Here is a 25,527-nt window from a genome sequence, read left to right as displayed (position 1 = left end):
CTCCTGTCTTGGAAAAATTATGGGCAAGGCTGCCGCCGCCGGGCCGCCCCAAGGCGAGCCGCGCCTCTCCCACGGGAGGTGGCGAATGACACGCAGCGAAGCGGAGTGCGAAGCGGGGGGCAGTCATGTCTAGCGCGGCGCCATTCGAAGGGCGCCGTCGAGGCGGATCACTTCGCCGTTGAGGTGGCCGTTCGTCACGATGTGGCAGGCGAGCTCGGCGAATTCCGACGGTTGGCCCAGGCGCGGCGGGAACGGGATCGACGCGGCCAGCGACTGCTGCACGGCTTCGGGCAGCTCCAGCAGCAGCGGCGTGGCGAAGAGGCCGGGCGCCACGGTGCACACGCGGATGGCGTGCTGCGCGAGGTCGCGCGCCATCGGCAGCGTCATGCCGACGAGGCCGCCCTTGGAGGCGCTGTAGGCCTGTTGGCCCACCTGGCCGTCGAAAGCCGCGACCGAGGCGGTGAAGAGCATCACGCCCTTCTCGCCGTTGTCGAGCGCTTCGAGCTTGGCGCAGCGCGCGGCGAAGAGGCGCGCCATGTTGTAGCCGCCGATGAGGTTGATGTTGACCACGCGCACGAAGTCTTCGAGCGGCGCCGGGTTGCCGTCCTTGCCGACGATGCGCTTGGCGCTGCCGATGCCGGCCACGTTCATCAGGATGCGCGCCGGGCCGTGCGCGGCAGCCGCCTTGTCGAGCGCCGCGGTGACGCTGTCGGTGTCGGTGATGTCGCAGGTGCAGGAGACGCCGCCGATTTCCGCTGCCACCTTCTCGGCGAGCGCGGCGTTGCGGTCGAGCACCGCGACTTTCGCGCCCAGGCGCGCCAGCTCGCGCGCCGTGGCTTCGCCCAGGCCCGATGCGCCGCCGGTGACGAGGGCGGCTTGTCCTTCGATCTTCATGTGTGTGTCTCCTGAATGGGATTTATCGGGGCGTGAGCGTGAAGGGCAGCGTGCCGGCGTGCATCGCTTCGGCGAGCGCCGCGCGGTGCTTGAGTACGGCGCGCTGGTTGATCGAGCCCTTGTCGGTCACTTCGCCCTTGTCGATGGATGGCGGCTCGGCCATGAGGTGCAGGCGCGCGATGCGGTTGGCGCTGCCGGTGCCCATGGCGGACAGCTCGTTTGCCACTTGCTGGAAGTGCGCCTGCACCGGGGCGCTTTCGAGCACCTGCTTCATCGGGACGTCGGCGGCGAGACCGGCCAGTTGCCGCACCTTCTGCGTCGGGAAGATCAGCGCGCCCACTTCCTTCAGGTTGATGCCGGTGAGCACCGCGTCCTGCACGTAAGGCGCGCCGGCCGCGATGATCTTCGCGCGCAGCGGGCCCACGCTCACAAAGGTGCCGGTGGCGAGCTTGAAGTCTTCGGCGATGCGGCCGTCGAAGCGCAGGCCGCGGTGGATGTTGTCCTCGTCGATCCACTTCACGGCGTCGCCGGTCGAGAAGAAACCTTCCTCGTCGAAAGCCTCCGCCGTGGCATCGGGCGCGCGCCAGTAGCCGGGCGTGATGTTGGGGCCGCGGTAGCGCACCTCGGTCTTGCCGTCGACCTCGATCAGCTTCAGTTCGATGCCGGCGGCGGGCAGGCCGATGTCGCCCGACTTCACTTCGGGACCGGTCACGTAGAGCGCGAACGGGCCCGACTCGGTCATGCCCAGGCCCGTGCCCATCACGATGCGCTCGCCGACTTCGGCTTCCTGCGTCTTGTGCAGGCTGTCCCAGATGGGCTGCGAGAGTGCGGCGCCCGAGTAGAAGAACATCTTCACGCGCGACAGCAGGTTGCGGCGCAGCACGGCGTCGGTCTCCATCGCGTTGGCGATCGCCTCGAAGCCGGTCGGCACATTGAAGTAGACCGTGGGTGCGACCTCGCGCAGGTTGCGCAGCGTCTCGGCCATGCCGGCGGGCGTGGGCTTGCCGTCGTCGATGTAGAGCGTGCCGCCGTTGTCCAGCACGATGCCCACGTTGTGGTTGCCGCCGAAGGTGTGGTTCCAGGGCAGCCAGTCGACCAGCACCGGCGGCTCGTCGCCCAGCGCGGGAATCGACTGGCGCAGCTGCTGCTGGTTGGCGCACCACATGCGGTGCGTGTTGATCACCGCCTTGGGCATCTTGGTCGAGCCCGAGGTGAAGAGGAACTTGGTGATGGTGTCGGGGCCGGTCGCGCGCATCGCGGCGTCGATGGCGGGCGTCGCCGGCGTGGCCGCCAGCACGTGGAACGGGGTGGTGGCGCGGCCGTCGATGCGGCCTTCGGCGAGCACGACCTCGGTGCCGGCCGGCACGGCGGCTTCGATGGCGCGGCCGTAGCGCGCCGCATCGGCTGCGAACACGAGGCCCGGCGTGAGCGTGTCCAGCACGTGGCGCAGCTTCTCGAAGTCCTGGCTCACCAGCGAGTAGGGGGGCGACACCGGGCAATAGGGCACGCCGGCGTAGAGGCAGCCGAGGGCGAGCAACGCGTGCTCGATGCCGTTCTCGCTGAGGATCGCGACGGGTCGCTCGGCATCCAGGTCGCGGTCGAGCAGCGCCTGTCCGATGCTGCGCGCTTCCCGCAATGCCTGCGCGTACGACACGCGCAGCCAGTCGCCGGTGCTGCCGCCGGCCAGCCGTTCGCGGCGGGCGATGAAGGTGCGCTCCGGCGCATGCTCGGCCCAGTGCGCGAGTCGGTCGGTCATGCGCTCGCGGTAGGCGTCGAGCTGCGTCTCGGCCTCGAGGTACTGCGTGCCCGGCGCGCCATCGCGCAGCACTGCGCGGGTCACGCCGAAAGCCAACGGGCGATAGCGGATGGCGGTCATTTGGAAGCCTCCCCCATGCTGCGCCACTGCGTGGCTTCGCATACCCCCTCCCAAGGGAGGGGGCGAGCGCCTTCGGGCGGTCGTGCGGCGCTCATCCCTTGCTCACCTTCGCGCCGCGGCCTTCGAGGAAATCGCGCACGCGCTCCTTCGCTTCGGGCGCGGCCTGCACGATGCCGGACATCAGCGCCTCGGTGAAGAAGCCGTGGTCGGCCGACTGCTCGGCGATGCGCGGCAGCGCGTGCATCAGCGCGTAGTTGGTCAGCGGCGCGTTGGTGGCGATGCGCTTGGCGAGCTCGAACGCCTTGTCGAAGGCCGCGCCTTCGTCGACCAGGTACTGTGCGAAGTTGGCGCGCTCGCCGTCTTCGGCGTTGTAGACGCGGCCGGTCATCATCATGTCGGTCATGCGCGCCACGCCGATGAGCTTGGGAATGCGCACCGAGCCGCCGCCGCCCACGAAGATGCCGCGCGAGCCTTCGGGCAGTGCGTAGAAGGTGGAGCGGTCGGCCACGCGGATGTGGCAGGCGCTCGCCAGTTCGAGACCGCCGCCGACCACCGCGCCGTGCAGCGCCGCGACCACCGGCACCGGGCCGTGCTGGATCAGGTCGAGCGCCGCGTGCCACAGGCGCGAGTGCTGCATGCCCTGTCCGGCGTCGCGCTCCTTGAGTTCGCTCAGGTCCAGGCCGGCGCAGAAGTGCGGGCCCTCGCCGTCGAGCACCGCGGCGCGCACGGTGGAGGGCAGTTGCTCGAAGGTGTCGCGCAACGCGAGGATCAGGCCGTCCGACAGCGCATTGCGCTTGGCGCCGCGCGCGAGGCGGACGATGGCGACGTCGTCGCGAATGTCGAGTTGGAGGTCGGGATTGGTCATGATGTGTTGGGGGTTGCGTTCGATTATGGTTATGAGAAATAATCAATTCAAGGCATTTGAGCCTCCCGAATACTAGGGATTTACCCGTACTGGAGACAATGAGATGGACCACCGGAACCTGATCGCCATCGACATCCACACCCACGCCGAAGTGAGTTGCTGGAACCCGTTCGACAACTACGGCGAGGAGTACGACCGCGCCGCCGACAAGTACTTCGGCTCGAGCGGCCGCCCGACCATCGCCGAGAGCGTGGCGTACTACCGCGAAAGGAAGATCGGGCTGGTGATGTTCATGGTCGATGCCGAATCGAACATGGGCCGCCGCCGCATCCCGAACGAGGAAATCGCCGAGGCCGCGGCAGCGAACAGCGACATCATGATTGCCTTCGCGAGCATCGATCCGCACAAGGGAAAGATGGGCGCACGCGAGGCGCGAAGGCTCATCGAGGAGCACGGCGTGAAGGGCTTCAAGTTCCATCCGACGGTGCAGGCCTTCCACCCCTACGACAGGATGGCCTGGCCCCTCTACGAAGTGATCGCCGAATACGGCCTGCCGGCCATCTTCCACACCGGCCACAGCGGCATCGGCTCGGGCATGCGCTGCGGCGGGGGCCTGCGCCTCGAATACAGCAACCCGATGCACCTGGACGACGTGGCCATCGACTTCCCCGACATGCAGATCGTCATGGCCCACCCGAGCTTCCCCTGGCAGGACGAGGCACTGAGCGTGGCGACGCACAAGCCCAACGTGTGGATCGACCTGTCGGGCTGGAGCCCGAAGTACTTTCCCAAGCAGCTCGTGCAATACGCCAACACGCTGCTCAAGGACCGCATCCTCTTCGGCAGCGATTACCCGCTGATCACGCCCGACCGGTGGATGAAGGACTTCGAAGTGGCGGGGTTCAAGCCGGAGGTGATGCCGGGGATCCTGAAGGGGAATGCGGTCAGGCTGCTGGGGCTGGAAGCAGCCTGACGGACCACCGGCGCGCTCAGTCGATCAGGCTCAGCTCGACGATGCCTTCCCTGGGTCCGACAGAGCCGGTCATGACGGCCAGTCTTCCGGCTTGCATCACGACGCCGTTGTAGGCACCTCCCGAGACGCGGCGCATGTTCTGCGGCGCGCCACTCTCTGGAGCCTCGACAGCAAGCGCGATGCTCTTGGTGGAGCCATCCGGAAAACTCGAACTGCGCAGGTACTGGCTCGCGTTCAGCGCTACGCTGTTCCAGGGCGCGCGCAGCACCTGGGCGCCGTCCGTAGAGGCATCGAAATTCGATGCACCGCGCGCTGAAACGGCGGGCCATGCACTCGTATCCTGCAATGCAATGCTGAAGGCCGGGGCATTGGTTCTGAGCGCATCGCTGCTCGATGCGAGGATGTTCTGGGTGATGAACAGATTGCCGACCAAGGTGGTGATCCGCCCTGCCGATATTTCGCCGGTATCCGCTGCGTTGCTCAGGTTGACGTAGCGCCGTGTTTTCGGGTCGAAGGTCGGGGACAGTGCATAGCTGACCTTCGAGGCTTCCGGGCAACTGTCCACTGTCAGCAGTGCCGCATCCTGGCAAATGACCATGGATGTTCCTGCGCCAGATATACGGACCTGCTGGTGGCGAACCGTCCCTCCCGTTCCCGACACGGCCAGGCTCGACCGGTTGTAGGTCCCATCCAGGTCAGTGCCGGAAAGAGACGTAGACATCGCGAAAAACGGCTGCACCGAATAGATGGTGGATGTGGGCTGTCCCAGCACGAACGGGAACGCGCCTGCGACCACCGCGCCGTTGGTCGTCCGGAATCGGGCTGTATTGCCTGGTGCGGTGATGCGGGTGCTGTCGAAAACGAACGTTCCGGCTTCATAGGCGTCCGGCTCGAACTTTCCGGCCGTTGAATGAAATGCCTCGTCGCTGACGCCATAGGTCTGGGTGTCGAAGTCGAGAGCCAGTGTGTGGCGCCAACCGTTGGTGGCGAACACTGCGTAATAGCCGTTTCGCGGGTCGATCGATGGCTGCCCGGTGATCAGGCCGATCTGCATGTAGCCCTTGGCTCCAGAGCCCCACGTCGCGGGCACGCTGGTAGCAACAACGAGCGCGTCGCTGCGTATCGCCAAGTAGCGGTCCGACCCTTGGCTATTGACAACTCGCATGCCGCTTGTGCCGCTGATCGTGCCGCCCCAATAGGCGAAGCCATTGGTTGTAGCGTCGGGTGACGTGTAGCGTGTGCTGTAGTTGGTGTAGGTCATCGTGACCTTGCCGTACGTGCCATCGGTCGCCGCGCCCCGCGCTGACACGGGAAAGAATGGGATCGGGGTATCCGGCAACGCGATTTTCATCACGCGTCGCCCCGTTGTGTCGGAGGGCGCGCCAGCTGCGAGATAGACGTTCTGGCCTCCGATCCGCGCCACGCGGAACGCGACCGCTTCCTCGGCGCTGCCACTGTTGCGGACGCTCCAGGTCCCATCGGGTCCCGCCGCCAGCGGATAGTCGAACACCATATTGCTCGGGCAAGTGCCCAGTGCGCCCCCCAGAGGCGAGTTGCAAAGCTGGAGCATGGTGCCGCCACCATAAATGCGGATCTGCTGGGCCAGCGAATCCGCAGCGCTGCCGACGCGGCTCACGCCGAACCGGTTGTACGTGCCGTCTAGTTCAGTTGCGTCCGTGACGAACGTGCGTGCGGCCACAAAAGCCTGGACCGCATAGGTGGCAGGCGTGATGTTGGCCTTTGAGAACGGAAACGCACCCACGATGGCGTCGGTCGTCACCCGAAAACGCGCCGTATTCGCGGCGCCCGTGATGCGCGGGCTATTAAAGATGTAGCTGCCCGGCTCGGCGGCGTCTTCGCTGAAGGTGCCGCGCGCGGTCGCTTCGTCGGTGCCTGTCATCTCGAAGGTGTAATTGTCGAAGTTGATCGACAGGCTCAGTTCCATTCCGTTGGTCGCGTACACACGGTAGGTACTGCTGGACGCTGGCGTCACGCGGGCCGCATCGATGGCAGGTCGTGCCTGGTCGCGGGAGTTGTCGACCGTCGATGCAGGGACGCCGGCGAGTTCTGGTTCCACGGTCGGCGCAAGCAAGGGGGTCTCGGGCCTGCTCTCGGCGTACGCTGCCGCCGCGCCCGAATTGCCCGGGGTCCCGGAGACTCCGAGGCCGCCGCTCCCTCCACCCTCACCGCCACTCCCGCCGCACGCTGCCAGCACCAAGGCGCACACGGTGCCCAACAATGATTTCCAGGACTTCATGCCTTCTCCCTCAATTTTTCCATGTTGACTCCTGGCGCCCTGCGTGGGGCGCCAAGTAGTACATAAATCCTAGCAGCGAGTCGCGCTCATTCCCGCGCAATCGCTGCCGTGATGTTTCACTGGCGGCCTACGAATCCGCCTCTTCCTTCTCGTCGATCCGATCCCAATCTCGCCCCGAGCGCCGCTGCCGCTCCTCGCGTTCGCGCGCCATCTGCTCCTCGAACTGCTGGCGGCCTTCCTTGTTGGCCGCGATCAGCTTGGCGCGGTCCTTGTAGTGCGGATAGATCTCGTCGCTCAGCTTGATGTTCCGCGTGCGGAACCGCATCGTCGATTCGCGCGCCTCGTGCGCCGGCCAGCCCAGCGCCTCGAGCGTGGAGCGGGCGCTGCGCAGCGACGACTCGAACACCTCGCGCTCGATGTCCTTCACACCGCGGTCGCGCAGCTGGAAGAGGTGGGTCACGTTGCGGGCCCGGGCGATGATGCGGGCCTGCGGGAAGTTTTCCCGCACCAGGTCGACGATGTCCAGCGACTGCTCGATGTCGTCCACGGCCACCACGATGGCCTTGGCCGAACCGGCGCCTGCGGTGCGCAGCAGGTCCAGCCGCGTTGCATCGCCGTAGAACACCCGAAAGCCGAACTGGCGCAGGCCCTCGACGGTGTCGGCGTCGTGGTCGAGCACCGTCACCCGCAGGCCCTGCGACATCAGCATGCGGCCGACGATCTGCCCGTAGCGGCCGAAGCCGCAGATGAGCACCTTGGCGTCCTGCTGCTCGGATATCTCTTCAAGCTGCGGGCCGTTGTTGCGGCTGTAGCGCGGCAGCACGAACTTGTCGAGCAGCACCAGCAAGAGCGGGGACAGCAGCATCGACAGCGCCACTGCACCGATCAGGAGCGACGTGATTTCGGGCGGCAGTACGTTGGGCCCCGCGGCCTGGAACACCACGAACGCAAACTCGCCGCCCTGCGCGAGCAGCAGCGTGAACACCGGCCGCTCCTGGTAGGCCAGCCCCATCGCCTTGGCCAGTGCGTAGATGACGACCAGCTTGATGACCATGAAGCCGAACACCAGCGCGGCCATGAGCCAGGGGCTCGCGATGAGCACGCCGAAGTTGATCGACATGCCCACGGCGATGAAGAAGAGGCCCAGCAGCAGACCCTTGAAGGGCTCGATGTCGGTCTCGAGTTCGCGCCGGTATTCGCTTTCCGCGAGCAGCACGCCGGCCAGGAAGGCGCCCAGCGCCATCGACAGGCCCACCAGCTGCATCAGCGCCGCGATGGCCACCACCAGCAGCAGCGCCGCGGCGGTGAAGATCTCGGGCGTGTCGCTGCGCGCGATCCAGCGCAGGATGGGCCGCAGCAGCAAGCGGCCGCCCAGGATGATGCCGGCGATCACGCCGACGATCTTGAGCGCCTCCAGCGCGCGGTCCAGGCCGCTGAGCGACGGCTCCGCGGCGGTGGCGCCGGCCAGCAGCGGCAGCAGCGCGAGGATCGGGATGGCGGCCACGTCCTGGAACAGCAAGATCGAGAAGCCGGCCTGGCCGCTCGGTGTCTTGAGCAGGTTGCGCTCGCCGAACACCTGCAGCGCGATGGCGGTGGAAGAGAGCGCGAGACCCAGCGACGCCACCAGCGACACGCGCCATTCGGCGCCGACGGCGCAGCCCACGGCGAAGAGCGCCGCGGCGCAGCTCAGCACCTGCGCGGCGCCCCAGCCGAAGATGGGCCGGCGCAGGTTCCACAGGCGCTTGGGTTCGAGTTCGAGGCCGACGAGAAACAGCATCAGCACCACGCCGAACTCGGCGAAATGCAGCACGTCCTCCACGCTGGAGACGAGGCCGAGGCCCCACGGCCCGATGGCGATGCCGGCCACGAGGTAGCCGATGATCGAGCCGAGCCCGAGAAACTTCGACAGCGGCACCACCAGCACGGCGGCGCCCAGGTAGATCAGGCTGCTGGTCAGCCAGGCGGGTGCGTGTTCCATGCTCAGGCCGTGCCTTCCTGGTTGCTGCTGTTTTCGTTGGCGGCGGACATGGAGGCGATGCCCCGGGTCATCGCGGAGTGGAAGGCGCTGGACACCGCCTTGCTCACGTCGTCGGATTCGGCCGGGCGATCGGCCTCGGGCACGGGGCAGGCCACGCAGGCGTCGATCTCCTCGATCTCGGGCCAGTCGGGGTAGCTGCCCAGGCGCTGGGCGTAGGTCTCGACATGCGCCGTGACCTCGGCCTCGTCGGCACTGCGCGCGCCGTAGAAGATGAGCGGCGGCAGAAAGCGCATGCCGCAGAGTGCGGCGGTCTGCTCGTAGGGCGGCAGGAAGGCGTCGAAGAAATAGCGGTGGTAGCTCTGGGGGTGGTAGCTCGGCTCGGGGCTGCCGGTGGTGGCGACCAGCCAGAAGTCCTTGCCCTGCAGGGCGGTGCCGCCGGGCCCGTAGGCCCATCCGTAGGTGAGCACGTCGTCGACCCAGAGCTTTTGCAGCGCCGGCATCGAATACCACTGGATCGGGTGCACCAGCACGATGAGGCGGGCCTTCGCGAGCCGGGCCTGCTCGGCCTCCACGTCGATGGCGAAGTCGGGGTAGCTGCCGTAGAGATCGTTCACCTCCACGCCCGGCACTGCGCGCGCGGCGGCCAGCATGCGGCGGTTGACGCGCGAGTCGCGCCAGTGGGGGTGGGCCGCGATCACGTAGATGCCGCCGGCTTCTTCGGCGGGGGTTCCCGGGGATGTTGTTGTCGTCATGCCGCGAACATAGCGCAACCGGAGGCGATTGACCGGCCCCAAAAGGGCGAGGCACTACGATGCGGGCCTGATCCAGCTCTGGAGGAGATTCCCATGCCGGTGGTTCTGGTCGCCAACCCCAAGGGTGGCGTTGGCAAGTCGACGATCGCGACGAACATCGCGGGCTACTTTGCGAGCCGCGGTCATGCCGTGATGCTGGGCGACGTGGATCGCCAGCAGTCCTCGCGGCTCTGGCTGGGCTTGCGCCCGCCGCTGGCCCGGCCGATCGCCAGCTGGGAAGCCTCCGGTGACAGCACCGTGGTGCGGCCCCCGCGCGGCACCACGCACGCGGTGCTCGACACGCCCGCCGGCCTGCACGGCTGGCGCTTCAAGGAAGTGCTGGCGCTGGCCGACCGGGTGATCGTGCCGTTGCAGCCGAGCATCTTCGACATCTACGCGACGCGCGATTTCCTGGACCGGCTGCTGGAGCAGCGCCGCGCCGAGAAAACGAAGATCGGCCTCGTGGGCATGCGCGTGAATGCGCGCACCCTGGCGGCCGACCGGCTGCACGAATTCATCGCCGGGCTCGGCGTGCCGGTACTGGGCGAGCTTCGCGACACGCAGAACTACGTGCAGCTCGCGGCACGCGGGCTCACGCTGTTCGACATCGCGCCTGGCCGCGTCCAGCGCGACCTGGCGCAGTGGCAGCCGATCTGCGAGTGGCTCGACGCCTGAAGTCGGGGTCTCCCGGTTTTCCCTGAGCCCGGTTGTCGCGATGCCGACAGCCGCGCCCCAACCCTTGGCACCAGAATGCCCCGCATGACCAAAAAGACATTCCAGACCCTTCAGGATCTCGCCGCCTGCGTCGGCCAGGAAGTCGCCGTGAGCGACTGGATCACCGTCACGCAGGAACAGGTCAACCAGTTCGCCGAGGCGACGGGCGATCACCAGTGGATCCATGTCGATGTCGAGCGGGCCAAGGCCGGCCCCTTCGGCGGGCCGATTGCGCATGGCTTCCTGACGCTGTCGCTGCTGCCGAAATTCTTCGAGGTGGCGATCGACGTGGTGGAGTCGCGCATGGGCGTGAACTACGGGCTGAACCGGGTGCGCTTCATGTCGCCGGTGCCGGTGGGCAAGCGCCTGCGGGCGCGCATGAAGCTGCTCACCGCGGAGCCGATTCCCGACGACGGCCTACAGATGACCTGGGAAACCGCCATCGAGCTCGAAGGCGCAGCCAAGCCGGCCTGCGTCGCCGAGTCGGTGGTGCGCCGCTACCGCTGAGGGCGGCTTTTCTTCTTACATCCGGCGATCGGTCACTTCGCCGTAGGTGGCGGCGCCTTGGCGCGTGATGCCGAGCGCGCTGGCGCGGACTGCGGCGCGGTCGGTGTTGCCGTTGGTCTGCTGGGCCACGCCGGTGCCGCCGTTGCTGATCTTCAAGGGCTGGCGGGCCTGGGACTGCACGTCGGCACGCGACAGCGTCGACTGGAAGGGCGCGGGCGGCAGCGGGTTCTGTTCACCCTGGAAAGCCTGGGCACCGGTGCTGAGGGCGAGCGTGGCGAAGGTCGCGAGGGCAATCGACTTGGCATTCATGATGGAACTCCTTGGGGCAAAGCGTTGAGGGACTCGATGCCGGAGCGGGGTGCAGTAGCTGCTTTTCGCGCCGGCATGTCATCCATACGCCGCGCCGCGCCGACCGGATGCGCCCTTGCCGCCGGTAGGGTCAGCTGAATCCGTTTTGCCGCCAGGCTTCGAAGACCGTCACCGCCACCGCGTTCGAGAGGTTCAGGCTGCGCTGCCCTTCGCGCATCGCAAGCCGCAGGCGCTGGGGCTCGGCGAAGCCGTCGCGTATCGCGGGGGGAAGGCCGCTGGTCTCCGAGCCGAACACGAGCCAGTCGCCCGGCTCGAAGCGCACGTCGTGCACGGCGCGCGTGCCGCGGGTGGTGAGGGCGAACATGCGGTCGGCGGCGGGGCTTTCGGCATCGATCAGCGCTTGCCAGTCGGCATGGCGCTTGACCTCGGCGTACTCGTGATAGTCGAGCCCGGCGCGGCGCAAGAGGCGGTCGTCCATCGAAAAGCCGAGCGGCTCGACCAAATGCAGCTTGCAGCCGGTGTTGGCGGCCAGCCGGATCACGTTGCCGGTGTTCGGCGGAATTTCGGGGTGGACCAGGACGATATGGAACATGCGCCGATTGTCGGCGGGGTCGCGCGAAGGCAGTCAGCGCGGCGGATCGGTGCGAGCCAGGACGACAGCGGTGATGTGCGCGGTGCCGGCCAGCCGAAGCGTCTCGGCGGCGGCGAACAGCGAGGCACCGCTGGTCATCACATCGTCGACCAGCACGGTGCGCTTTCCCCGCAATTCGTCCGCGCGCAGCGGCTCCACCGCGAAGGCGCCGCGCAGGTTGCGCAGGCGGTCTGCGCGCGCTAAGCCGCTCTGCGCCGGGGTCTCGCGGGTGCGCAGCAGCAGCGTCGCGTCCGTCTTGGCCGGCGCCATGCGGCGAGCGAGCTCGAGCGACTGGTTGAAGCCGCGCTCGCGCAGCCGGCCGGGTGCGAGCGGCATCGGCAGCACGATGTCGCACTGCTCCAGCGCCGGTTCCACCCAGGGCGCGCTGCGCAGAAGGGTCGCGAACGGGCCGGCCCAGCCGGCATCGCCGCGAAACTTGAACCGGGCAATGGCATCCGGCCAGGGCCACGCATAGGTGCAGGCGGCGAGGCAGGCGTCCAGCGGCGGCGGGTGCAGCACGCAATCGCCGCACCGGGCGACGCCTTCGGGCACCGGCAGGGCGCAGCCGCCGCAGCGCGCGGCCGGCGGCGCGAAGCGCGCGACGCAGGCATCGCACACCGGTTGGGAAGGCCAGGCGCGGCAGACCTCGCACTGGCTGGGCAGCCGCGCGAGTCCCGCAAGGAGTGAGGTGAAAGGCCTCAGGGCCCGGTGGCTGAACATGGTCTCAATATACTCACGGCCCCATGGCCACCGACCCCGCAAGAAGACCGCCGACCATCGACCCCACGGCGGCTGGACGCTGGCGCCGGCTGGCGCCCGCCGAGGGCTCGCCCTGGCTGCACGAAGAAATCGGCCGCCGCATGGAAGACCGGCTGCAATGGATCAAGGCCCAGCCCCGCACCTGGGCCGACTGGGCGCCGCTGCGCGGTGGTCTCGAGGCGCACGAACTGGTGGCGCGCCGCTACCGCGATGCCGCGTCCTATGTGATCGAACCCGAACCGTCCCTGGCCGGCAAGACCGGCGAGGCGCTCGCCGCGCCCTGGTGGAGCGCCCGCCGCTGGCAGGGCGGCAAGGCCCGCTTCGACGCGCCGCCCGAAGACGGCGTCGATCTGCTCTGGGCCAACATGTCGCTGCACATGGCGGCCGACCCCGAGGCGCTGATCTCGCAATGGCACCGGCTGGTCGCGACCGACGGCTTCCTGATGTTCTCGTGCCTGGGCCCCGACACCGTGCGCGAACTGCGCGCGCTGCATGCACGCCTGGGCTGGCCCGCCGCGGGTCACGAGTACACCGACATGCACGACTGGGGCGACATGCTGGTACATGCCGGCTTCGCCGAGCCCGTGATGGACATGGAGCGCATCGTGCTTACCTGGGCCACGCCCGAGGCGGCGCTGGCCGAACTGCGCACGCTGGGGCGCAACCTGCACCCGGGGCGTTTCCCGGCGCTGCGCGGCAAGGACTGGCACAAGGCGCTGAAGGGCGCGCTACCCGAACTGGCGCCGGCCGAGGGCGGCAACGGCCACATCGCGCTGACCTTCGAGGTCATCTACGGCCATGCCTTCAAGCCGACGCCGCGCGTGTCGCTCGCGGCCGAAAGCGCGGTGTCGCTGCGCGAGATGCGCTCGATGCTGCAACGAGGTCGGCCGGGCGCCTGATTGCCTAGTAGTAGTGACCCGTAGGCGTCCCACAGGGCCTGCGAGCGCCGGTATCTACCCGCTACAATCCGCCGTTGCGTGAAACTCGCGGGTATTGTCCCGCGATCGAAGGCCCGTCGGATCCCGTTTGTACGAGGGCGTACGAGGGATGAGGCGACCATCGACGCACCGATTTGCTGAACTCGCCCGTGTCGAATTCCGTGTTTCGTTTTGCCACCGTTTCAGGCCAGAGCATCCACTGGTTCCTGAAGCGGAACTGCTCGGTGACCCCGGGCCAGCTGGGCTGGCTCTACGCGTCGCTGTGCGTGGTATCGCTCGGTATCGGCACGGTGTTCTGGCTGCACGGTGCGCCGCTGGTGCTGCCGTTCGCCTGGCTCGAGCTGGCCGCGGTGGGTTTCGCATTCATGCTGTACGCGCGGCATGCGACCGATGGAGAACGGATCGCATTGCAGGGCGGGCGGCTGGTCGTGGAGCTCGAGGACGGTGGGCGCTACGAACGCACGGAATTTCTTCCGCACCAGGTGCGGATCGAACCGCAGACCAGCGATCGCTCGCTGATCGAGGTCTCGGGGCAGGGTCGATCAGTCAGGGTGGGGCGCTATGTACGCCCGGAGTTGCGTGCAGCACTGGCGCGCGAGATTCGCATGGCGTTGCGTGGCGCTTGAAGCGGCTTGCGCAGCGCTGCACGGTTGGGTTTGTCGAAAAAATTGAAGAAACGTGAACACGATGAAGAGCATTTGGCGCAATAAGTACAGGCCGGCGAATCTGTTGCTGGCGGCCGGCGCGGCTTTCAGCAGCGCGGCGCACGCAGTCAACGATCTGCCCGGCGGCCCTTCGGTTCGCCAGTTGAATCTTCCGGTCGGTGTGACCAAGATCGCGCAGGAGCAGCATCTGCTCCACACGATCATGATGATTCTGTGCACGGTCATCTTCGTCGCCGTGTTCGCGGTCATGTTCTATTCGATCTGGAAGCACCGCAAGTCGGTGGGCCACAAGGCCGCGAACTTCCATGAATCGGTGGTGGTCGAGGTCATCTGGACCATCGTTCCCTTCCTCATCGTGATCGTGATGGCGCTGCCCGCCACCAAGGTGCTCGTGGCCCAGAAGGACACCACCAACGCCGACCTCACCATCAAGACCACGGGCTACCAGTGGAAGTGGGGCTACGACTACCTGAACGGCGAAGGCGAAGGCCTGGCCTTCATCTCCACGCTCGACAGCTCGCAGCGCGCGATGTCCGATGCGGGTGCCAGGGGCGCGATGCCCGACGACTACCTGCTCAAGGTCGACAACCCGCTGGTGGTGCCGGTCAACAAGAAGGTCCGCATCATCACCACCGCCAACGACGTGATCCATGCGTTTGCCGTGCCGCAGCTGGGCTTGAAGCAGGACGCGATTCCCGGCTTCGTGCGCGACACCTGGTTCCGTGCCGAGACCGTGGGCGACTACTACGGCCAGTGCCAGGAGCTGTGCGGCAAGGAACACGCCTACATGCCTATCCACGTGAAGGTGGTGTCGTCTGCCGACTACACGACCTGGGTCGCCGCCAAGCGCAAGGAAGCCGCCGCCAAGCTGGACGACCCGACGAAGGTCTGGGCGCTGCCCGAGATGCTGGTTCGCGGCGAGAAGGTCTACGCTGCCAACTGCGCCGCCTGCCACCAGGCCAACGGCAAGGGCGCCGGCCCGATCAAGCCGCTCGACGGCTCGGCCAAGGTGGTTGCCGCCGATCACAAGGTGCAACTGGAAGTGCTGCTCAACGGCCAGAACAACGGCGCGATGCCTTCCTGGAAGCAACTGAGCGACACCGACCTCGCGGCAGTGGCCACGTACACCAAGAACAGCTGGTCGAACAAGACGGGCCAGCTGGTGCAGCCGGCCGAAGTGCTGGCCCTGCGCGGCAAGTGATACGGCAGCGCCCCGCGAAGAAGAAATTGCAAGGAACAACGAAATGAGTGCAGTCCTCGACCCCCACGGTCACGCCCACGGCGACCACGCACACGACGAGCATCACGACCACCACGCGCCCACCGGCTGGCGTCGCTGGGTGTTCGCGACCAACCACAAGGACATCGGCACGCTCTACCTGCTGTTCAGCTTCACGATGCTGATGGTGGGCGGCGTCTTGGCGCTCCTGATCCGCGCCGAGCTGTTCCAGCCGGGCCTGCAACTGGTGAACCCCGAGCTCTTCAACCAGTTCACCACCATGCACGGCCTGATCATGGTGTTCGGCGCCATCATGCCGGCCTTCGTGGGCTTCGCGAACTGGATGATCCCGCTGCAGGTGGGCGCCTCCGACATGGCGTTCGCGCGCATGAACAACTTCAGCTTCTGGCTGCTGATTCCCGCGGCGCTGATGCTGGTGGGTTCGTTCTTCATGCCCGGCGGCGCGCCGGCTGCAGGCTGGACGCTTTACGCGCCCCTGACGCTGCAGATGGGCCCCTCGATGGACGCCGGCATCTTCGCGATGCACATCATGGGCGCTTCCTCGATCATGGGCTCGATCAACATCATCGTCACCATCCTGAACATGCGCGCTCCCGGCATGACGCTGATGAAGATGCCGATGTTCTGCTGGACCTGGCTCATCACCGCGTACCTGCTGATCGCCGTGATGCCCGTGCTCGCAGGCGCCATCACGATGACGCTGACCGACCGCCACTTCGGCACCAGCTTCTTCAACCCCGCCGGCGGCGGCGACCCGGTGATGTACCAGCACATCTTCTGGTTCTTCGGCCACCCCGAGGTCTACATCATGATCTTGCCGGCCTTCGGCATCATCAGCCAGGTCGTGCCGGCCTTCGCCCGCAAGAAGCTCTTCGGCTACGCCTCGATGGTGTACGCCACCTCGTCGATCGCCATCCTGTCGTTCATCGTGTGGGCCCACCACATGTTCACGACCGGCATGCCGCTCACCGGCCAGCTGTTCTTCATGTACGCGACGATGCTGATCGCGGTGCCCACGGCCGTGAAGATCTTCAACTGGATCGCCACGATGTGGCAGGGCTCGATGACCTTCGAGACGCCCATGCTGTTCGCGGTCGGCTTCATCTTCGTGTTCACGATGGGCGGCTTCACCGGCCTCATCCTCGCGGTCGCGCCGATCGACACGCAGCTGCAAGACACGTATTACGTGGTGGCCCACTTCCACTACGTGCTGGTGGCCGGCTCGCTGTTCGCCATGTTCTCGGGCTTCTACTACTGGGTGCCCAAGTGGACCGGCGTGATGTACAACGAAACGCGCGGCAAGGTGCACTTCTGGTGGTCGCTGATCTCGTTCAACGTGACCTTCTTCCCGATGCACTTCCTGGGCCTGGCCGGCATGCCGCGACGCTACGCCGACTACCCGATGCAGTTCGCCGACTTCAACGCCCTGGCGTCGGTCGGTGCCTTCTTCTTCGGTTTCGCCCAGCTGTATTTCTTCCTCTTCATCGTGCTGCCGACCATGCGCGGCAAGGGCGAGAAGGCTTCGCAGAAGCCGTGGGAAGCGGCTGAAGGCCTGGAGTGGGAAGTGCCGTCGCCGGCGCCGTTCCACACCTTCGAGACCCCGCCCAAGCTCGATCCGACCGCCACCAAGGTGATCGGTTAATCGATCGCACGACGATGACGACACCCGAGCAAAGAAAGAACAACCGTCGCATGGGGCTCACGCTGGCCTCCATCGCGGTGATCTTCTTCATCGGCTTCATCGTGCGCATGGTCTTCTTCAGCGGTCGCTGACCGCACCGAACGGGAGCAGCACGCATGAGTCTCGGCCAACGCATCCGCCGCGCCAATGTCCGCATGGTCGGCAAGCTCGCCGTCGTGACCTGCGGCATGTTTGCCTTCGGCTATGCGCTGGTGCCGATGTACCGCGCGATCTGCGAGATGACCGGCATCAACATCCTGGCGCTCTCCGAGCTCGAGGTGCCCGGCGGCGCGAGCGGCGGCAAGAACGTGCGCGTCCCCGACAACACGCAGGTCGACATGACCCGCACGATCAAGGTCGAGTTCGATTCCAACGTGCGCGGGGGCCTCTGGGACTTCAAGCCCGCGGAGCGGACCATCGAGGTGCACCCGGGCCAGCTCAACACGGTGATGTACGAGTTCCAGAACGTGCAGAACCGCCGCATGGCCGCGCAGGCCATTCCGAGCTACGCGCCGCAGCAGGCGGCGCCGTACTTCAACAAGCTCGAGTGCTTCTGCTTCAACCAGTACACGCTCGATCCGGGCGAGAAGAAGCAGTGGCCAGTCGCGTTCGTGATCGACCCGAAGATCTCCAAGGATGTGAAGACCATCACGCTGTCGTACACCTTCTTCGAGGTGGGCGGCAAGACGCCGGCAGCACCGGTGGCCGCTGCTACGGGCACCGCCGATGAGCCGCGCTCGTGAGTTCGACCGGCAAGAAGGCCACGTTGTGGGACACCATCAAGGCGGTCGGTTGGTCGTTCTTCGGCGTTCGCAAGAACAGCGCCTACCAGGAAGACTTGGGCAAGCTGAATCCGTTGCACATCATCGCGGTGGCGTTCGCCGCGGTGATCGTCTTCGTCGTCGGGCTGGTGCTGCTGGTGCGGCATGTGGTTGCCACGGCCTGACGAACCCACGATAACCAGAATCCATTGAATCGAGAGAAGAAAGAAAGCCAGGAGCTGATATGAGTTCAACCACCCACGGCACCACGCCCTACTACTTCGTGCCCGGACCATCGGCCTACCCGGTCATGGCAGCGACCGGCCTGTTCTTCGTGATCCTCGGTGCGGCGCAATGGATCAACGGCCACGAGTGGGGCGCCTGGTCGCTTGCGGCCGGCATGGTCGGCTGGCTCGCCACGCTCTTCGTGTGGTTCCGGGCGGCCATCGGCGAGAGCGAGAGCGGGCAGTACGGCCACAAGATCGATCTCTCGTTCCGCTGGAGCATGAGCTGGTTCATCTTCTCGGAAGTGATGTTCTTCGGCGCTTTCTTCACCGCGCTGTGGTGGGCCCGCACCCACTCGCTGCCGGCACTGGGCAGCCTGGACAACGCGATCCTCTGGCCCGACTTCAAGGCCGTGTGGCCCAGCGTGGCCGCCGGTGCGACCGCTTCGCCCGCCGACATCGTCGAGCCGTTCCAGACCGTGGGTCCGTTCTGGCTGCCCACCATCAATACCGCGCTGCTGCTGAGCTCGGGCGTGACGCTCACGATCGCCCACCACGCGCTGCGTGCCGGCCATCGTGCGCAGACCATCCGCTTCATGTGGCTTACCGTGCTGCTGGGCGTGATCTTCCTGGGCGTGCAGGGCTACGAGTACCACCACCTGTACACCGAACTGAACCTGAAGCTCAGCTCGGGCACCTACGGCTCGACCTTCTTCATGCTGACGGGCTTCCACGGCCTGCACGTGTTCATCGGCATGTTGATGCTGCTGTTCATCACGCTGCGCCTGCAGAAGGGCCACTTCACGCCAGAGCGCCACTTCGGCTTCGAAGGGGCGGCCTGGTACTGGCACTTCGTCGACGTGGTGTGGTTGGGTCTCTACATGCTGGTCTACTGGCTTTGAGCGAAGAACCTCGCGGCATTCCAGAAAAAAGGCGCCGTAAGGCGCCTTTTTCATGGTTCTCGTGGAACGAGCACCATCTACTTGCCGAGCGGGAGCCCGGTGGGCTGGATGTAGCCGAGTTTCCAGGCGAGCAGCATGCAGAGGAACAAAAACACCGACAGGCCGATCCGAAAGGTGAGCGCGCGCGCCATGCCGCCGCTCTTCGCGCGCCCGTTGCGACCGTCCTTCAGCATGAAGTACAGCGCAAAGGCGAGGCTCGCGAAGATGCCCACGAAGACCAGGGCGACGAAATATTTCATGACCCGCATTATCGGCCGCACGCCCCGTCCTCTCCAGTGATCCCCGAACCCCTGAACAGCGAAGCGCCGCGCAGCCGCGGCCGCTTCTGGCTCGTCACCATCGCGGCCATCCTGACGTTGGCCGCCACTGTCTCGCTGGGCCGCTGGCAGCTGTCGCGCGCCGCGCAGAAAGAAGCGCTGCAGGCCAGCATCGACGCCGAGAAGCAGAAGCCCGCGCTCGACCAGGCCGAGTTCCTCGCGCTCGCGCAGGCCAGCGATTCGCTGCACCGCCCGGTGCGCCTGCGCGGCCTCTGGCTCTCGCCGCAGACGGTGTACCTGGACAACCGCCAGATGCACGGCGTACCCGGCTTCTACGTGCTCACGCCCTTCGCCCTCGAAGGCACCGAGCAGACGGTGATGATCCAGCGCGGCTGGGTGCAGCGCAATTTCGTCGACCGCACCAAGCTCGGGGCGGTCGAAACGCCTGCCGGCATCGTGGAGGTCACCGGCCTGATCGAGCCGCCGCCGAGCCACTTGCTCGAGCTGGGCACGCCGGCCGCCGCCACGCCAGCGCCCGCGCCCGCTCCATCGGCTTCCGCGCCCTTGCAGGCACCGGCCGCCGAGGGGTCTTCGTCCATCCGGCAAAATCTCGACCTGGAGGCGTTCCGTGCCGAGACCAAGCTGCCGCTGCGAACCGATGTTTCGCTGCAGCAGACCGGCCCGGCCTCCGAGGGCCTGCAGCGCGACTGGCCGGCCCCGGCGCTGGGCCTGGAGAGGCACTACGGTTACGCATTCCAGTGGTTCGGCCTCTCGGCCCTCGTCGTCATCCTCTATGTCTGGTTCCAATTCATCACCCCCTTCCGCCGCTCGCGGCGCCGCGCACGCGATGAGCGCCGCCTCTGACGAGCCGCTGGGCCTGACGGTGCACTCGATGCCGTCGCCCAGCCAGGCGCTCGACGGCTCCGAGGGCCGACGCACGGTCGTCGGGCGCTGGAAGATGATCGCGGTGCTGCTGATGTGCGCCGCGCCCGTCATCGCCTCGTACTTCACCTATTACGTGATCCGCCCCGAAGGCCGCAGCGTCTACGGCGAGCTGATCAATCCGCAGCGCGAACTGCCCAAAATGACCGCCACCGACCGCAACGGCGCGCCCGTCGACGTCGCCACGCTCAAGGGCCAGTGGCTCCTGGTCGCGGTGGCCGATGCGGCCTGCGACGCGCTGTGCGAGCAACAGCTCTACCTGCAACGGCAACTGCGCGAGAGCCTGGGCCGCGAGAAGGACCGCATGGACCGCGTCTGGCTCGTGAGCGATGCGGCCCCCGTGCCCGAGCGCCTGAACAACGGCCTGCACGGCGCGACGGTGCTGCGCGTGCCGGCCGACGAGTTGGCCAGGTGGCTTGCCCCCGTTTCGGGTCACTCCCTCGCCGAGCACCTCTATGTGGTCGATCCGATGGGCAACTGGATGATGCGTTTCCCCGCGCGCATGGACGCCGCGGGCGCGAGCCGCGCCAAGCGCGACATCGACCGCCTGTTGCGTGCGTCGTCGTCGTGGGACGAACCCGGCCGCTGACCTGCCCATGACGGACACGAGCTCCCTGTACGACCTCGCGCCGATCGCCTGGCTGATGGCGGCCGGCGTGCTGATCGCGCTCGGCCCGCTCATCTGGGTGTGGCGCCGCAACGCGGGGCACGGCCCGGCGCGGCGGCTGCACGCGCTGACGGTGCTCACGCTGTTCCTCACCTTCGACCTCACGCTGTTCGGCGCCTTCACGCGCCTGACCGATTCGGGACTCGGCTGCCCCGACTGGCCCGGCTGCTACGGCAACGCCAGCCCGGTCGGCGCGCGGCACGAGATCGCAATGGCGCAGTCGGCCCAGCCGACCGGGCCGGTGACGCACAGCAAGGCGTGGGTAGAGATGGTCCATCGCTATCTGGCGACGGGCGTGGGCGTGCTGATCCTCGTCCTCGCCGTGGCGACCTGGATCGTGCGGCTGCGCCAGTCATGGAATGGCGCCCCGCCTGTCGACGGCCGCGACCATGCGACGCTCAGTGCCGGGTGGCCCACCTTCACCCTGATCTGGGTCAGTCTGCAGGGCGCCTTCGGCGCCATGACCGTCACCTGGAAGCTCTTCCCCGCGATCGTCACCTTGCACCTGCTCGGCGCCATCGTGCTGCTTGCGTTGCTTTGCTTGCAGGCCGTTCACTACCGGCAGGCTGCTGCAGACCGCCTGCCCACGCCGGTGTCGCCGGCCCTTCGCAACGGCCTTATCGCGACCACCGTCTTGCTCGTGCTGCAGATCGCGCTCGGCGGCTGGGTCAGCACCAACTACGCGGTCCTCGCCTGCACCCAGTTCCCGACCTGCCAGGGCAGCTGGTGGCCGCCGATGAATTTCGCGCAGGGCTTCGAGATCTGGCGCCACCTGGGCGTGACCGGCGAGGGCCAGCCGCTCGATTTCTCGGCGCTCACCGCCATCCACTACGCGCACCGGTTGATGGCCTACGCGGTCTTCGTGGCGCTCGGCCTGCTCGCCTGGCGCCTGCGCCGCATCGATGCGCTGCGCCCGCAGGCCCATTGGCTGGCCGGCCTGGCGTTGCTCCAGCTTGCCACGGGCCTTGGCAACGTGCTGCTCGGCTGGCCGCTGGCCGCGGCCGTGCTCCACACCGGCGGTGCAGCGGCGCTGGCCGTGGTGCTGACCTGGGCGCTGTGCGAGAGCCGCCGCAAAGCCGCCGTGACCGTCGCCGCGACCGCCACGGCGCGTGCCGACGACAATGCACGCGGTACCTCCACGACCCCCACTTCGAAGAAAGCCCCCGCGTGAGCACCCCGATCCCCGTTCAGCACACCAGCACCGCGAACGTGCTGCGCCAGTTCTACGCGCTGACCAAGCCGCGCGTGGTGCAGCTGATCGTGTTCTGCGCGCTGATCGGCATGGTGCTCGCCGTGCCCGGGCTGCCCTCGTGGTTCGACGTGCAACGTGCCGTGCTCGCCAGCATCGGCATCTGGCTGGTGGCCGGTGCGGCGGCGGCGTTCAACTGCCTGGTCGAGAAGGGCATCGACGCCAAGATGAAGCGCACCGCCTGGCGCCCCACGGCGCGCGGGCAGCTCAGCGACCTGCAGGCGCTGGTGTTCTCGGCGCTGCTGTGCGCGGCGGGTTCGGCGCTGCTCTGGTTCACGGTCAACCCGCTCACCATGTGGCTGACCTTCGCCACCTTCGTCGGCTATGCGGTGATCTACACCGTGATCCTCAAGCCGCTGACACCGCAGAACATCGTGATCGGCGGCGCCTCGGGCGCAATGCCGCCGGTGCTGGGCTGGGCCGCGATGACGGGCGATGTGGGCCCCGAGGCGCTGATCCTCTTTCTCATCATCTTCCTGTGGACGCCGCCGCATTTCTGGGCGCTGGCGCTCTACCGCGTCGAGGACTACCGCAAGGCGGGGCTGCCCATGCTGCCGGTCACGCACGGCAACGAGTTCACGCGGCTGCAGGTGCTGCTCTACACCTTCATTCTTTTCGCGGCGTGCCTCATGCCCTTCATCTACGGCATGAGCGGCTGGCTGTACCTGGCGGTCGCCGTGGCCGTGAGCGTCGGCTTCACGGGCTATGCGTTCGCGCTCTGGCGCAAGTACTCCGACACGCTCGCGCGCAAGACCTTCCGGTTTTCGTTGATCCACCTGAGCGTGCTGTTCCTGGCGCTGCTCGTCGATCACTACCTCCACTGAATTGAATACGACCGCTCCCATGAACAAGCGCATCGCTCTCCAACTGATCGCCGGCAGCATCGCCGCGGCGGCGCTGGGCATGGGCCTCGCGGCCTGCAGCGAGACGAAGCAAAGCTTCAATGCGGTCGACATCACGGGCGCCGACTACGCCAAGGACTTCTCGCTGAAGGACGCCGACGGCAAGGTCCGCACCATGGCCGACTTCAAGGGCAAGGCGGTGGTGCTGTTCTTCGGCTACGCGCAATGCCCCGACGTCTGCCCGACCACGATGACCGAGATGGCCCAGGTCAAGCAGCAACTGGGCAAGGACGGCGACAAGCTGCAGGTGCTGTTCGTCACCGTCGATCCGGCGCGCGACACGCCCGAGGTGATGAAGGCCTACATGGGCGCGTTCGACCCGAATTTCGTTGCGCTCATCCCGACGCCCGAGGAGCTCGTCGCGACCGCCAAGGACTTCAAGGTCTACTACAAGAAGGTCGACGGCAAGACGCCTACCAGCTATTCGATGGACCACTCGGCGGCGAGCTTCATCTATGACACACAGGGCCGGCTGCGCCTTTATGCGCGCTATGGCGCGGGCGTGCCGTCCATGGTGTCGGATCTGAAGACGCTGCTCGGTTCCTGAGGGCTGGCCTTTGGACGCCGCTGCTGCCGCTGGCGTGGTCGTCGCATCGGTCGATCACCTGAAGGCGCGCAAGGGCGCCTTCCGCATCGCGCTCATTCCCCCGGAGGTGCTGCGCGCCCTCAACGGCGGGTTGCTGGAGACCGTCAACCTCAACGAATTCATGGCGCTCGAGCTGCCGCAGCTTGCACGCAGCGTCGCTGGCCATGTCGGACTCGACGCGGCGAGCGAGCGGCTTGTGGACACCATCGCCATGCTCGGCGCCTTCAAGCCGATGCAGCGGCACACCCACATCGCCCGCGCGCTCTACGACCTGACGGCGCTTCACGCCGAGCGCGATGCCGTGGCGCACCGGCTGGCCACCCACACGAGCGACGTGGCGCGCTGCTGGGCGGCGCAGTGGGTCACGCTCTCGGGCTTGCCCTTGCCGGCGCAACTAGATGCCGTGCGCCGCTTCGCCGCCGACCCGCATTTCGGCGTGCGCGAGATCGCGTGGATGGCCGTGCGCGACGCGGTCATCGCCTCGCTGGACGAAGCGCTCGCGCTGCTGCAGCCGTGGGTGCTCGACGCCGATCCGAACATCCGCCGCTTTCCCAGCGAACTCACGCGGCCGCGCGGTGTGTGGTGCGCGCAGATCGAGGCGCTCAAGGCCGAGCCTTGGCGTGCATTGCCGCTGATCGAGCCGCTGCGGGCGGACGGCAGCCGCTATGTGCAGAACTCGGTGGCGAACTGGCTCAACGATGCGAGCAAGTCGCAGGGAGAGTGGGTCGAGGAGCTGTGCAAGCGCTGGGTTGCGGAATCGGACATCGGCGCGACGAGGTACATCGCCAAACGCGCGTTGCGGACGCTCGCCAAAGGCCCATGAAAAAAGCCCGGCAGTGCCGGGCTTTTTGCTGGATGGCGGCACGCTTACGCGTAGTCCGCCAGCGCCTTCTTCATCTTCTTCATCGCGGCGACTTCGATCTGGCGGATGCGCTCGGCGCTCACGCCGTACACCGCCGCCAGGTCGTGCAGCGTCATGCCGCCCGAGCCGTCGTCGTTGACCTTGAGCCAGCGCTCTTCCACGATGCGGCGGCTGCGATCGTCCAGCGCTTCGAGCGCGGTGGCGATGCCGTCGCTCGACAGGCGGTCGCGCTGCTGCGATTCGAGCAGGGCCGTGGGCTCCTGCGTCGCGTCGGCCAGGTAGGCGATGGGGCCGAAGGCCTCGTCGCCGTCATCGGACGGACCCGGATCGAGCAGCACGTCGCCGCCCGACAGGCGGGTTTCCATCTCGAGCACTTCCTCGGGCTTGACGTTCAGCCGGGTCGCCATCTGCGATACCTCGTCGGGGCTGAGCGTTTCGCGGTGCGTGCCGTTGTCGGACGCGGCCGAGTCGGCCTTGAAACCCTGCTTCATCGAGCGCAGGTTGAAGAACAGCTTGCGCTGGGCCTTGGTCGTCGCGACCTTGACCATGCGCCAGTTCTTCAGGATGTACTCGTGAATCTCGGCCTTGATCCAGTGCATGGCGTAGCTCACCAGCCGCACACCTTGGTCAGGGTCGAAGCGCTTCACGGCCTTCATGAGGCCCACGTTGCCTTCCTGGATCAGGTCGCCGTGAGGCAACCCGTAGCCCAGGTATTGGCGGGAAATGGAAACCACGAGGCGCAGGTGCGACAGGATCAGCGCGCCGGCGGCGTCGAGGTCGTTCTGGTCGCGCAGCTTGCGTGCGAAGCCCTGCTCTTCTTCGAGCGTGAGCAGCGGCAGGCGGTTGGCGGCCGAAATGTATGCATCCAGGTTGCCCAGCGGGGGGACCATCGACCATGGATTGGCGACGGCCAGCTGGTTGGCAGAGACTCCAGACAGCGTTGTCATCAGGGGAAACTCCTTTGTGTTGGCCATATTAGCACTCGGTTAGAGGGAGTGCTAAACCAAGGGTTCCCTTAAGCTCCTATTGCTTTGATA

At 66.9% G+C, this 25,527-nt stretch carries 28 protein-coding genes; 17 read left to right on the top strand and 11 right to left on the bottom strand.

Going from position 1 to position 25,527, the window contains the following annotated elements; genetic code table 11:
• Window positions 1-129: 129 nt before the first annotated feature.
• The 3 genes from RT97_RS31680 to RT97_RS31670 form a co-directional block, all read right to left on the bottom strand.
• Complete coding sequence (locus RT97_RS31680; RefSeq protein ID WP_042582830.1) at window positions 130-894, bottom strand: SDR family NAD(P)-dependent oxidoreductase; 765 nt, start codon at window positions 892-894, stop codon at window positions 130-132.
• A gap of 22 nt (window positions 895-916) precedes the next feature.
• Complete coding sequence (locus tag RT97_RS31675; RefSeq protein ID WP_042582829.1) at window positions 917-2,770, bottom strand: feruloyl-CoA synthase; 1,854 nt, start codon at window positions 2,768-2,770, stop codon at window positions 917-919.
• Window positions 2,771-2,861: 91 nt separating this feature from the next.
• Window positions 2,862-3,635, bottom strand: a complete 774-nt coding sequence (locus RT97_RS31670; protein WP_042582828.1) for a crotonase/enoyl-CoA hydratase family protein — start codon at window positions 3,633-3,635, stop codon at window positions 2,862-2,864.
• Window positions 3,636-3,738: 103 nt separating this feature from the next.
• Between RT97_RS31670 and RT97_RS31665 the strand changes: the two genes are divergently transcribed.
• Entirely contained in the window at window positions 3,739-4,608 is an 870-nt protein-coding gene (locus RT97_RS31665) for an amidohydrolase family protein (protein WP_042582827.1), read from the top strand.
• Window positions 4,609-4,624: 16 nt separating this feature from the next.
• Here the strand turns inward: RT97_RS31665 and RT97_RS31660 are convergent, their stop codons facing one another.
• From RT97_RS31660 to RT97_RS31650, 3 genes are all read right to left on the bottom strand, one after another.
• Complete coding sequence (locus RT97_RS31660) at window positions 4,625-6,865, bottom strand: hypothetical protein (RefSeq protein WP_042582826.1); 2,241 nt, start codon at window positions 6,863-6,865, stop codon at window positions 4,625-4,627.
• Between the two features lie 127 nt (window positions 6,866-6,992).
• On the bottom strand, window positions 6,993-8,843 hold the full coding sequence (gene kefC / locus RT97_RS31655) for a glutathione-regulated potassium-efflux system protein KefC (protein ID WP_042582825.1): 1,851 nt from the start codon (window positions 8,841-8,843) through the stop codon (window positions 6,993-6,995).
• Window positions 8,844-8,845: 2 nt separating this feature from the next.
• Window positions 8,846-9,595, bottom strand: a complete 750-nt coding sequence (locus RT97_RS31650; protein ID WP_042582824.1) for an NAD(P)H-dependent oxidoreductase — start codon at window positions 9,593-9,595, stop codon at window positions 8,846-8,848.
• Window positions 9,596-9,688: 93 nt separating this feature from the next.
• Between RT97_RS31650 and RT97_RS31645 the strand changes: the two genes are divergently transcribed.
• Window positions 9,689-10,309, top strand: coding sequence for a ParA family protein (locus RT97_RS31645; protein WP_042582823.1), 621 nt, complete (start codon window positions 9,689-9,691; stop codon window positions 10,307-10,309).
• A 75-nt stretch (window positions 10,310-10,384) separates the two neighbouring features.
• Window positions 10,385-10,855 carry a MaoC family dehydratase gene (locus RT97_RS31640; RefSeq protein WP_042582822.1) on the top strand — a complete coding sequence of 157 codons (471 nt, stop codon included), beginning with the start codon at window positions 10,385-10,387 and terminating at the stop codon, window positions 10,853-10,855.
• A 15-nt stretch (window positions 10,856-10,870) separates the two neighbouring features.
• On the opposite strand, the gene RT97_RS31635 is transcribed toward RT97_RS31640, so the two are convergent.
• The 3 genes from RT97_RS31635 to RT97_RS31625 all read right to left on the bottom strand — a co-directional run bounded on the left by RT97_RS31635 (window position 10,871) and on the right by RT97_RS31625 (window position 12,515).
• Window positions 10,871-11,164, bottom strand: coding sequence for a hypothetical protein (locus RT97_RS31635; RefSeq protein WP_042582821.1), 294 nt, complete (start codon window positions 11,162-11,164; stop codon window positions 10,871-10,873).
• Between the two features lie 130 nt (window positions 11,165-11,294).
• The gene (trmL, locus tag RT97_RS31630; RefSeq protein WP_042582820.1) at window positions 11,295-11,756 is read right to left on the bottom strand and encodes a tRNA (uridine(34)/cytosine(34)/5-carboxymethylaminomethyluridine(34)-2'-O)-methyltransferase TrmL; all 462 of its coding nucleotides are present in this window, start codon (window positions 11,754-11,756) and stop codon (window positions 11,295-11,297) included.
• A gap of 33 nt (window positions 11,757-11,789) precedes the next feature.
• Window positions 11,790-12,515, bottom strand: a complete 726-nt coding sequence (locus tag RT97_RS31625) for a ComF family protein (RefSeq protein ID WP_042582819.1) — start codon at window positions 12,513-12,515, stop codon at window positions 11,790-11,792.
• 23 nt (window positions 12,516-12,538) lie between these two features.
• Between RT97_RS31625 and RT97_RS31620 the strand changes: the two genes are divergently transcribed.
• From RT97_RS31620 to RT97_RS31590, 8 genes are all read left to right on the top strand, one after another.
• The gene (locus tag RT97_RS31620) at window positions 12,539-13,453 is read left to right on the top strand and encodes a biotin synthase (RefSeq protein ID WP_042582818.1); all 915 of its coding nucleotides are present in this window, start codon (window positions 12,539-12,541) and stop codon (window positions 13,451-13,453) included.
• Between the two features lie 188 nt (window positions 13,454-13,641).
• Window positions 13,642-14,118 carry a DUF2244 domain-containing protein gene (locus RT97_RS31615; RefSeq protein ID WP_042582851.1) on the top strand — a complete coding sequence of 159 codons (477 nt, stop codon included), beginning with the start codon at window positions 13,642-13,644 and terminating at the stop codon, window positions 14,116-14,118.
• Between the two features lie 61 nt (window positions 14,119-14,179).
• On the top strand, window positions 14,180-15,358 hold the full coding sequence (gene coxB / locus RT97_RS31610; protein ID WP_042582850.1) for a cytochrome c oxidase subunit II: 1,179 nt from the start codon (window positions 14,180-14,182) through the stop codon (window positions 15,356-15,358).
• 43 nt (window positions 15,359-15,401) lie between these two features.
• Complete coding sequence (gene ctaD / locus RT97_RS31605) at window positions 15,402-17,039, top strand: cytochrome c oxidase subunit I (protein ID WP_042582817.1); 1,638 nt, start codon at window positions 15,402-15,404, stop codon at window positions 17,037-17,039.
• A gap of 14 nt (window positions 17,040-17,053) precedes the next feature.
• Complete coding sequence (locus RT97_RS33665) at window positions 17,054-17,170, top strand: cytochrome oxidase small assembly protein (RefSeq protein ID WP_007836360.1); 117 nt, start codon at window positions 17,054-17,056, stop codon at window positions 17,168-17,170.
• 24 nt (window positions 17,171-17,194) lie between these two features.
• Window positions 17,195-17,821, top strand: coding sequence for a cytochrome c oxidase assembly protein (locus tag RT97_RS31600; protein WP_042582816.1), 627 nt, complete (start codon window positions 17,195-17,197; stop codon window positions 17,819-17,821).
• The gene (locus tag RT97_RS31595; protein WP_042582815.1) at window positions 17,818-18,024 is read left to right on the top strand and encodes a DUF2970 domain-containing protein; all 207 of its coding nucleotides are present in this window, start codon (window positions 17,818-17,820) and stop codon (window positions 18,022-18,024) included. Before RT97_RS31600 ends, RT97_RS31595 begins: the two co-directional genes overlap by 4 nt.
• Before the next feature lie 59 nt (window positions 18,025-18,083).
• Window positions 18,084-18,965: a cytochrome c oxidase subunit 3 gene (locus tag RT97_RS31590; RefSeq protein ID WP_042582814.1), complete on the top strand. Its 882-nt coding sequence runs from the start codon at window positions 18,084-18,086 to the stop codon at window positions 18,963-18,965.
• A 77-nt stretch (window positions 18,966-19,042) separates the two neighbouring features.
• On the opposite strand, the gene RT97_RS31585 is transcribed toward RT97_RS31590, so the two are convergent.
• Window positions 19,043-19,273: a twin transmembrane helix small protein gene (locus RT97_RS31585; protein WP_042582813.1), complete on the bottom strand. Its 231-nt coding sequence runs from the start codon at window positions 19,271-19,273 to the stop codon at window positions 19,043-19,045.
• Between the two features lie 27 nt (window positions 19,274-19,300).
• Between RT97_RS31585 and RT97_RS31580 the strand changes: the two genes are divergently transcribed.
• The 6 genes from RT97_RS31580 to RT97_RS31555 are packed head-to-tail and all read left to right on the top strand — an operon-like array spanning window position 19,301 to window position 24,451.
• Window positions 19,301-20,146: an SURF1 family protein gene (locus RT97_RS31580; protein ID WP_172672275.1), complete on the top strand. Its 846-nt coding sequence runs from the start codon at window positions 19,301-19,303 to the stop codon at window positions 20,144-20,146.
• The gene (locus RT97_RS31575) at window positions 20,130-20,813 is read left to right on the top strand and encodes a hypothetical protein (RefSeq protein ID WP_042582812.1); all 684 of its coding nucleotides are present in this window, start codon (window positions 20,130-20,132) and stop codon (window positions 20,811-20,813) included. The genes RT97_RS31580 and RT97_RS31575 overlap by 17 nt, the downstream gene beginning before the upstream one ends.
• Window positions 20,814-20,820: 7 nt before the next feature.
• A complete protein-coding gene (locus RT97_RS31570) occupies window positions 20,821-22,062 on the top strand; it encodes a COX15/CtaA family protein (RefSeq protein WP_042582811.1) in 1,242 nt (413 codons plus the stop codon).
• On the top strand, window positions 22,059-22,964 hold the full coding sequence (gene cyoE, locus RT97_RS31565; protein ID WP_042582810.1) for a heme o synthase: 906 nt from the start codon (window positions 22,059-22,061) through the stop codon (window positions 22,962-22,964). Before RT97_RS31570 ends, cyoE begins: the two co-directional genes overlap by 4 nt.
• 19 nt (window positions 22,965-22,983) lie before the next feature.
• Complete coding sequence (locus RT97_RS31560) at window positions 22,984-23,589, top strand: SCO family protein (RefSeq protein WP_042582809.1); 606 nt, start codon at window positions 22,984-22,986, stop codon at window positions 23,587-23,589.
• 10 nt (window positions 23,590-23,599) lie between these two features.
• Entirely contained in the window at window positions 23,600-24,451 is an 852-nt protein-coding gene (locus RT97_RS31555) for a DNA alkylation repair protein (protein ID WP_042582808.1), read from the top strand.
• 44 nt (window positions 24,452-24,495) lie between these two features.
• Here RT97_RS31555 and rpoH read toward each other — a convergent pair whose 3' ends face one another.
• Window positions 24,496-25,437, bottom strand: coding sequence for an RNA polymerase sigma factor RpoH (gene rpoH, locus RT97_RS31550; protein ID WP_042582807.1), 942 nt, complete (start codon window positions 25,435-25,437; stop codon window positions 24,496-24,498).
• Between the last annotated feature and the right edge of the window lie 90 nt (window positions 25,438-25,527).

The organism is Variovorax paradoxus (genome assembly GCF_000834655.1).
In the GTDB taxonomy this organism is placed as follows: domain Bacteria; phylum Pseudomonadota; class Gammaproteobacteria; order Burkholderiales; family Burkholderiaceae_C; genus Variovorax; species Variovorax paradoxus_F.
The sequence above is the reverse complement of the archived record's forward strand: the minus strand, read 5'-3'. Positions and strand labels throughout refer to the sequence as shown.

Bases quoted from the DNA above. Each gene is read 5' to 3' on its own strand.
- ctaD (WP_042582817.1), top strand. From the start codon at position 15,402: ATGAGTGCAGTCCTCGACCCCCACGGTCACGCCCACGGCGACCACGCA.
- RT97_RS31560 (WP_042582809.1), top strand. From the start codon at position 22,984: ATGAACAAGCGCATCGCTCTCCAACTGATCGCCGGCAGCATCGCCGCG.
- RT97_RS31645 (WP_042582823.1), top strand. From the start codon at position 9,689: ATGCCGGTGGTTCTGGTCGCCAACCCCAAGGGTGGCGTTGGCAAGTCG.
- RT97_RS31680 (WP_042582830.1), bottom strand. From the start codon at position 894: ATGAAGATCGAAGGACAAGCCGCCCTCGTCACCGGCGGCGCATCGGGC.
- trmL (WP_042582820.1), bottom strand. From the start codon at position 11,756: ATGTTCCATATCGTCCTGGTCCACCCCGAAATTCCGCCGAACACCGGC.
- RT97_RS31675 (WP_042582829.1), bottom strand. From the start codon at position 2,770: ATGACCGCCATCCGCTATCGCCCGTTGGCTTTCGGCGTGACCCGCGCA.
- rpoH (WP_042582807.1), bottom strand. From the start codon at position 25,437: ATGACAACGCTGTCTGGAGTCTCTGCCAACCAGCTGGCCGTCGCCAAT.
- RT97_RS31635 (WP_042582821.1), bottom strand. From the start codon at position 11,164: ATGAATGCCAAGTCGATTGCCCTCGCGACCTTCGCCACGCTCGCCCTC.
- RT97_RS31575 (WP_042582812.1), top strand. From the start codon at position 20,130: ATGAGCGCCGCCTCTGACGAGCCGCTGGGCCTGACGGTGCACTCGATG.
- RT97_RS31585 (WP_042582813.1), bottom strand. From the start codon at position 19,273: ATGCGGGTCATGAAATATTTCGTCGCCCTGGTCTTCGTGGGCATCTTC.
- RT97_RS31600 (WP_042582816.1), top strand. From the start codon at position 17,195: ATGAGTCTCGGCCAACGCATCCGCCGCGCCAATGTCCGCATGGTCGGC.
- RT97_RS33665 (WP_007836360.1), top strand. From the start codon at position 17,054: ATGACGACACCCGAGCAAAGAAAGAACAACCGTCGCATGGGGCTCACG.
- RT97_RS31640 (WP_042582822.1), top strand. From the start codon at position 10,385: ATGCCCCGCATGACCAAAAAGACATTCCAGACCCTTCAGGATCTCGCC.
- RT97_RS31665 (WP_042582827.1), top strand. From the start codon at position 3,739: ATGGACCACCGGAACCTGATCGCCATCGACATCCACACCCACGCCGAA.
- kefC (WP_042582825.1), bottom strand. From the start codon at position 8,843: ATGGAACACGCACCCGCCTGGCTGACCAGCAGCCTGATCTACCTGGGC.
- RT97_RS31625 (WP_042582819.1), bottom strand. From the start codon at position 12,515: ATGTTCAGCCACCGGGCCCTGAGGCCTTTCACCTCACTCCTTGCGGGA.
- coxB (WP_042582850.1), top strand. From the start codon at position 14,180: ATGAAGAGCATTTGGCGCAATAAGTACAGGCCGGCGAATCTGTTGCTG.
- RT97_RS31570 (WP_042582811.1), top strand. From the start codon at position 20,821: ATGACGGACACGAGCTCCCTGTACGACCTCGCGCCGATCGCCTGGCTG.
- RT97_RS31660 (WP_042582826.1), bottom strand. From the start codon at position 6,865: ATGAAGTCCTGGAAATCATTGTTGGGCACCGTGTGCGCCTTGGTGCTG.
- RT97_RS31650 (WP_042582824.1), bottom strand. From the start codon at position 9,595: ATGACGACAACAACATCCCCGGGAACCCCCGCCGAAGAAGCCGGCGGC.
- RT97_RS31620 (WP_042582818.1), top strand. From the start codon at position 12,539: ATGGCCACCGACCCCGCAAGAAGACCGCCGACCATCGACCCCACGGCG.
- RT97_RS31670 (WP_042582828.1), bottom strand. From the start codon at position 3,635: ATGACCAATCCCGACCTCCAACTCGACATTCGCGACGACGTCGCCATC.
- RT97_RS31590 (WP_042582814.1), top strand. From the start codon at position 18,084: ATGAGTTCAACCACCCACGGCACCACGCCCTACTACTTCGTGCCCGGA.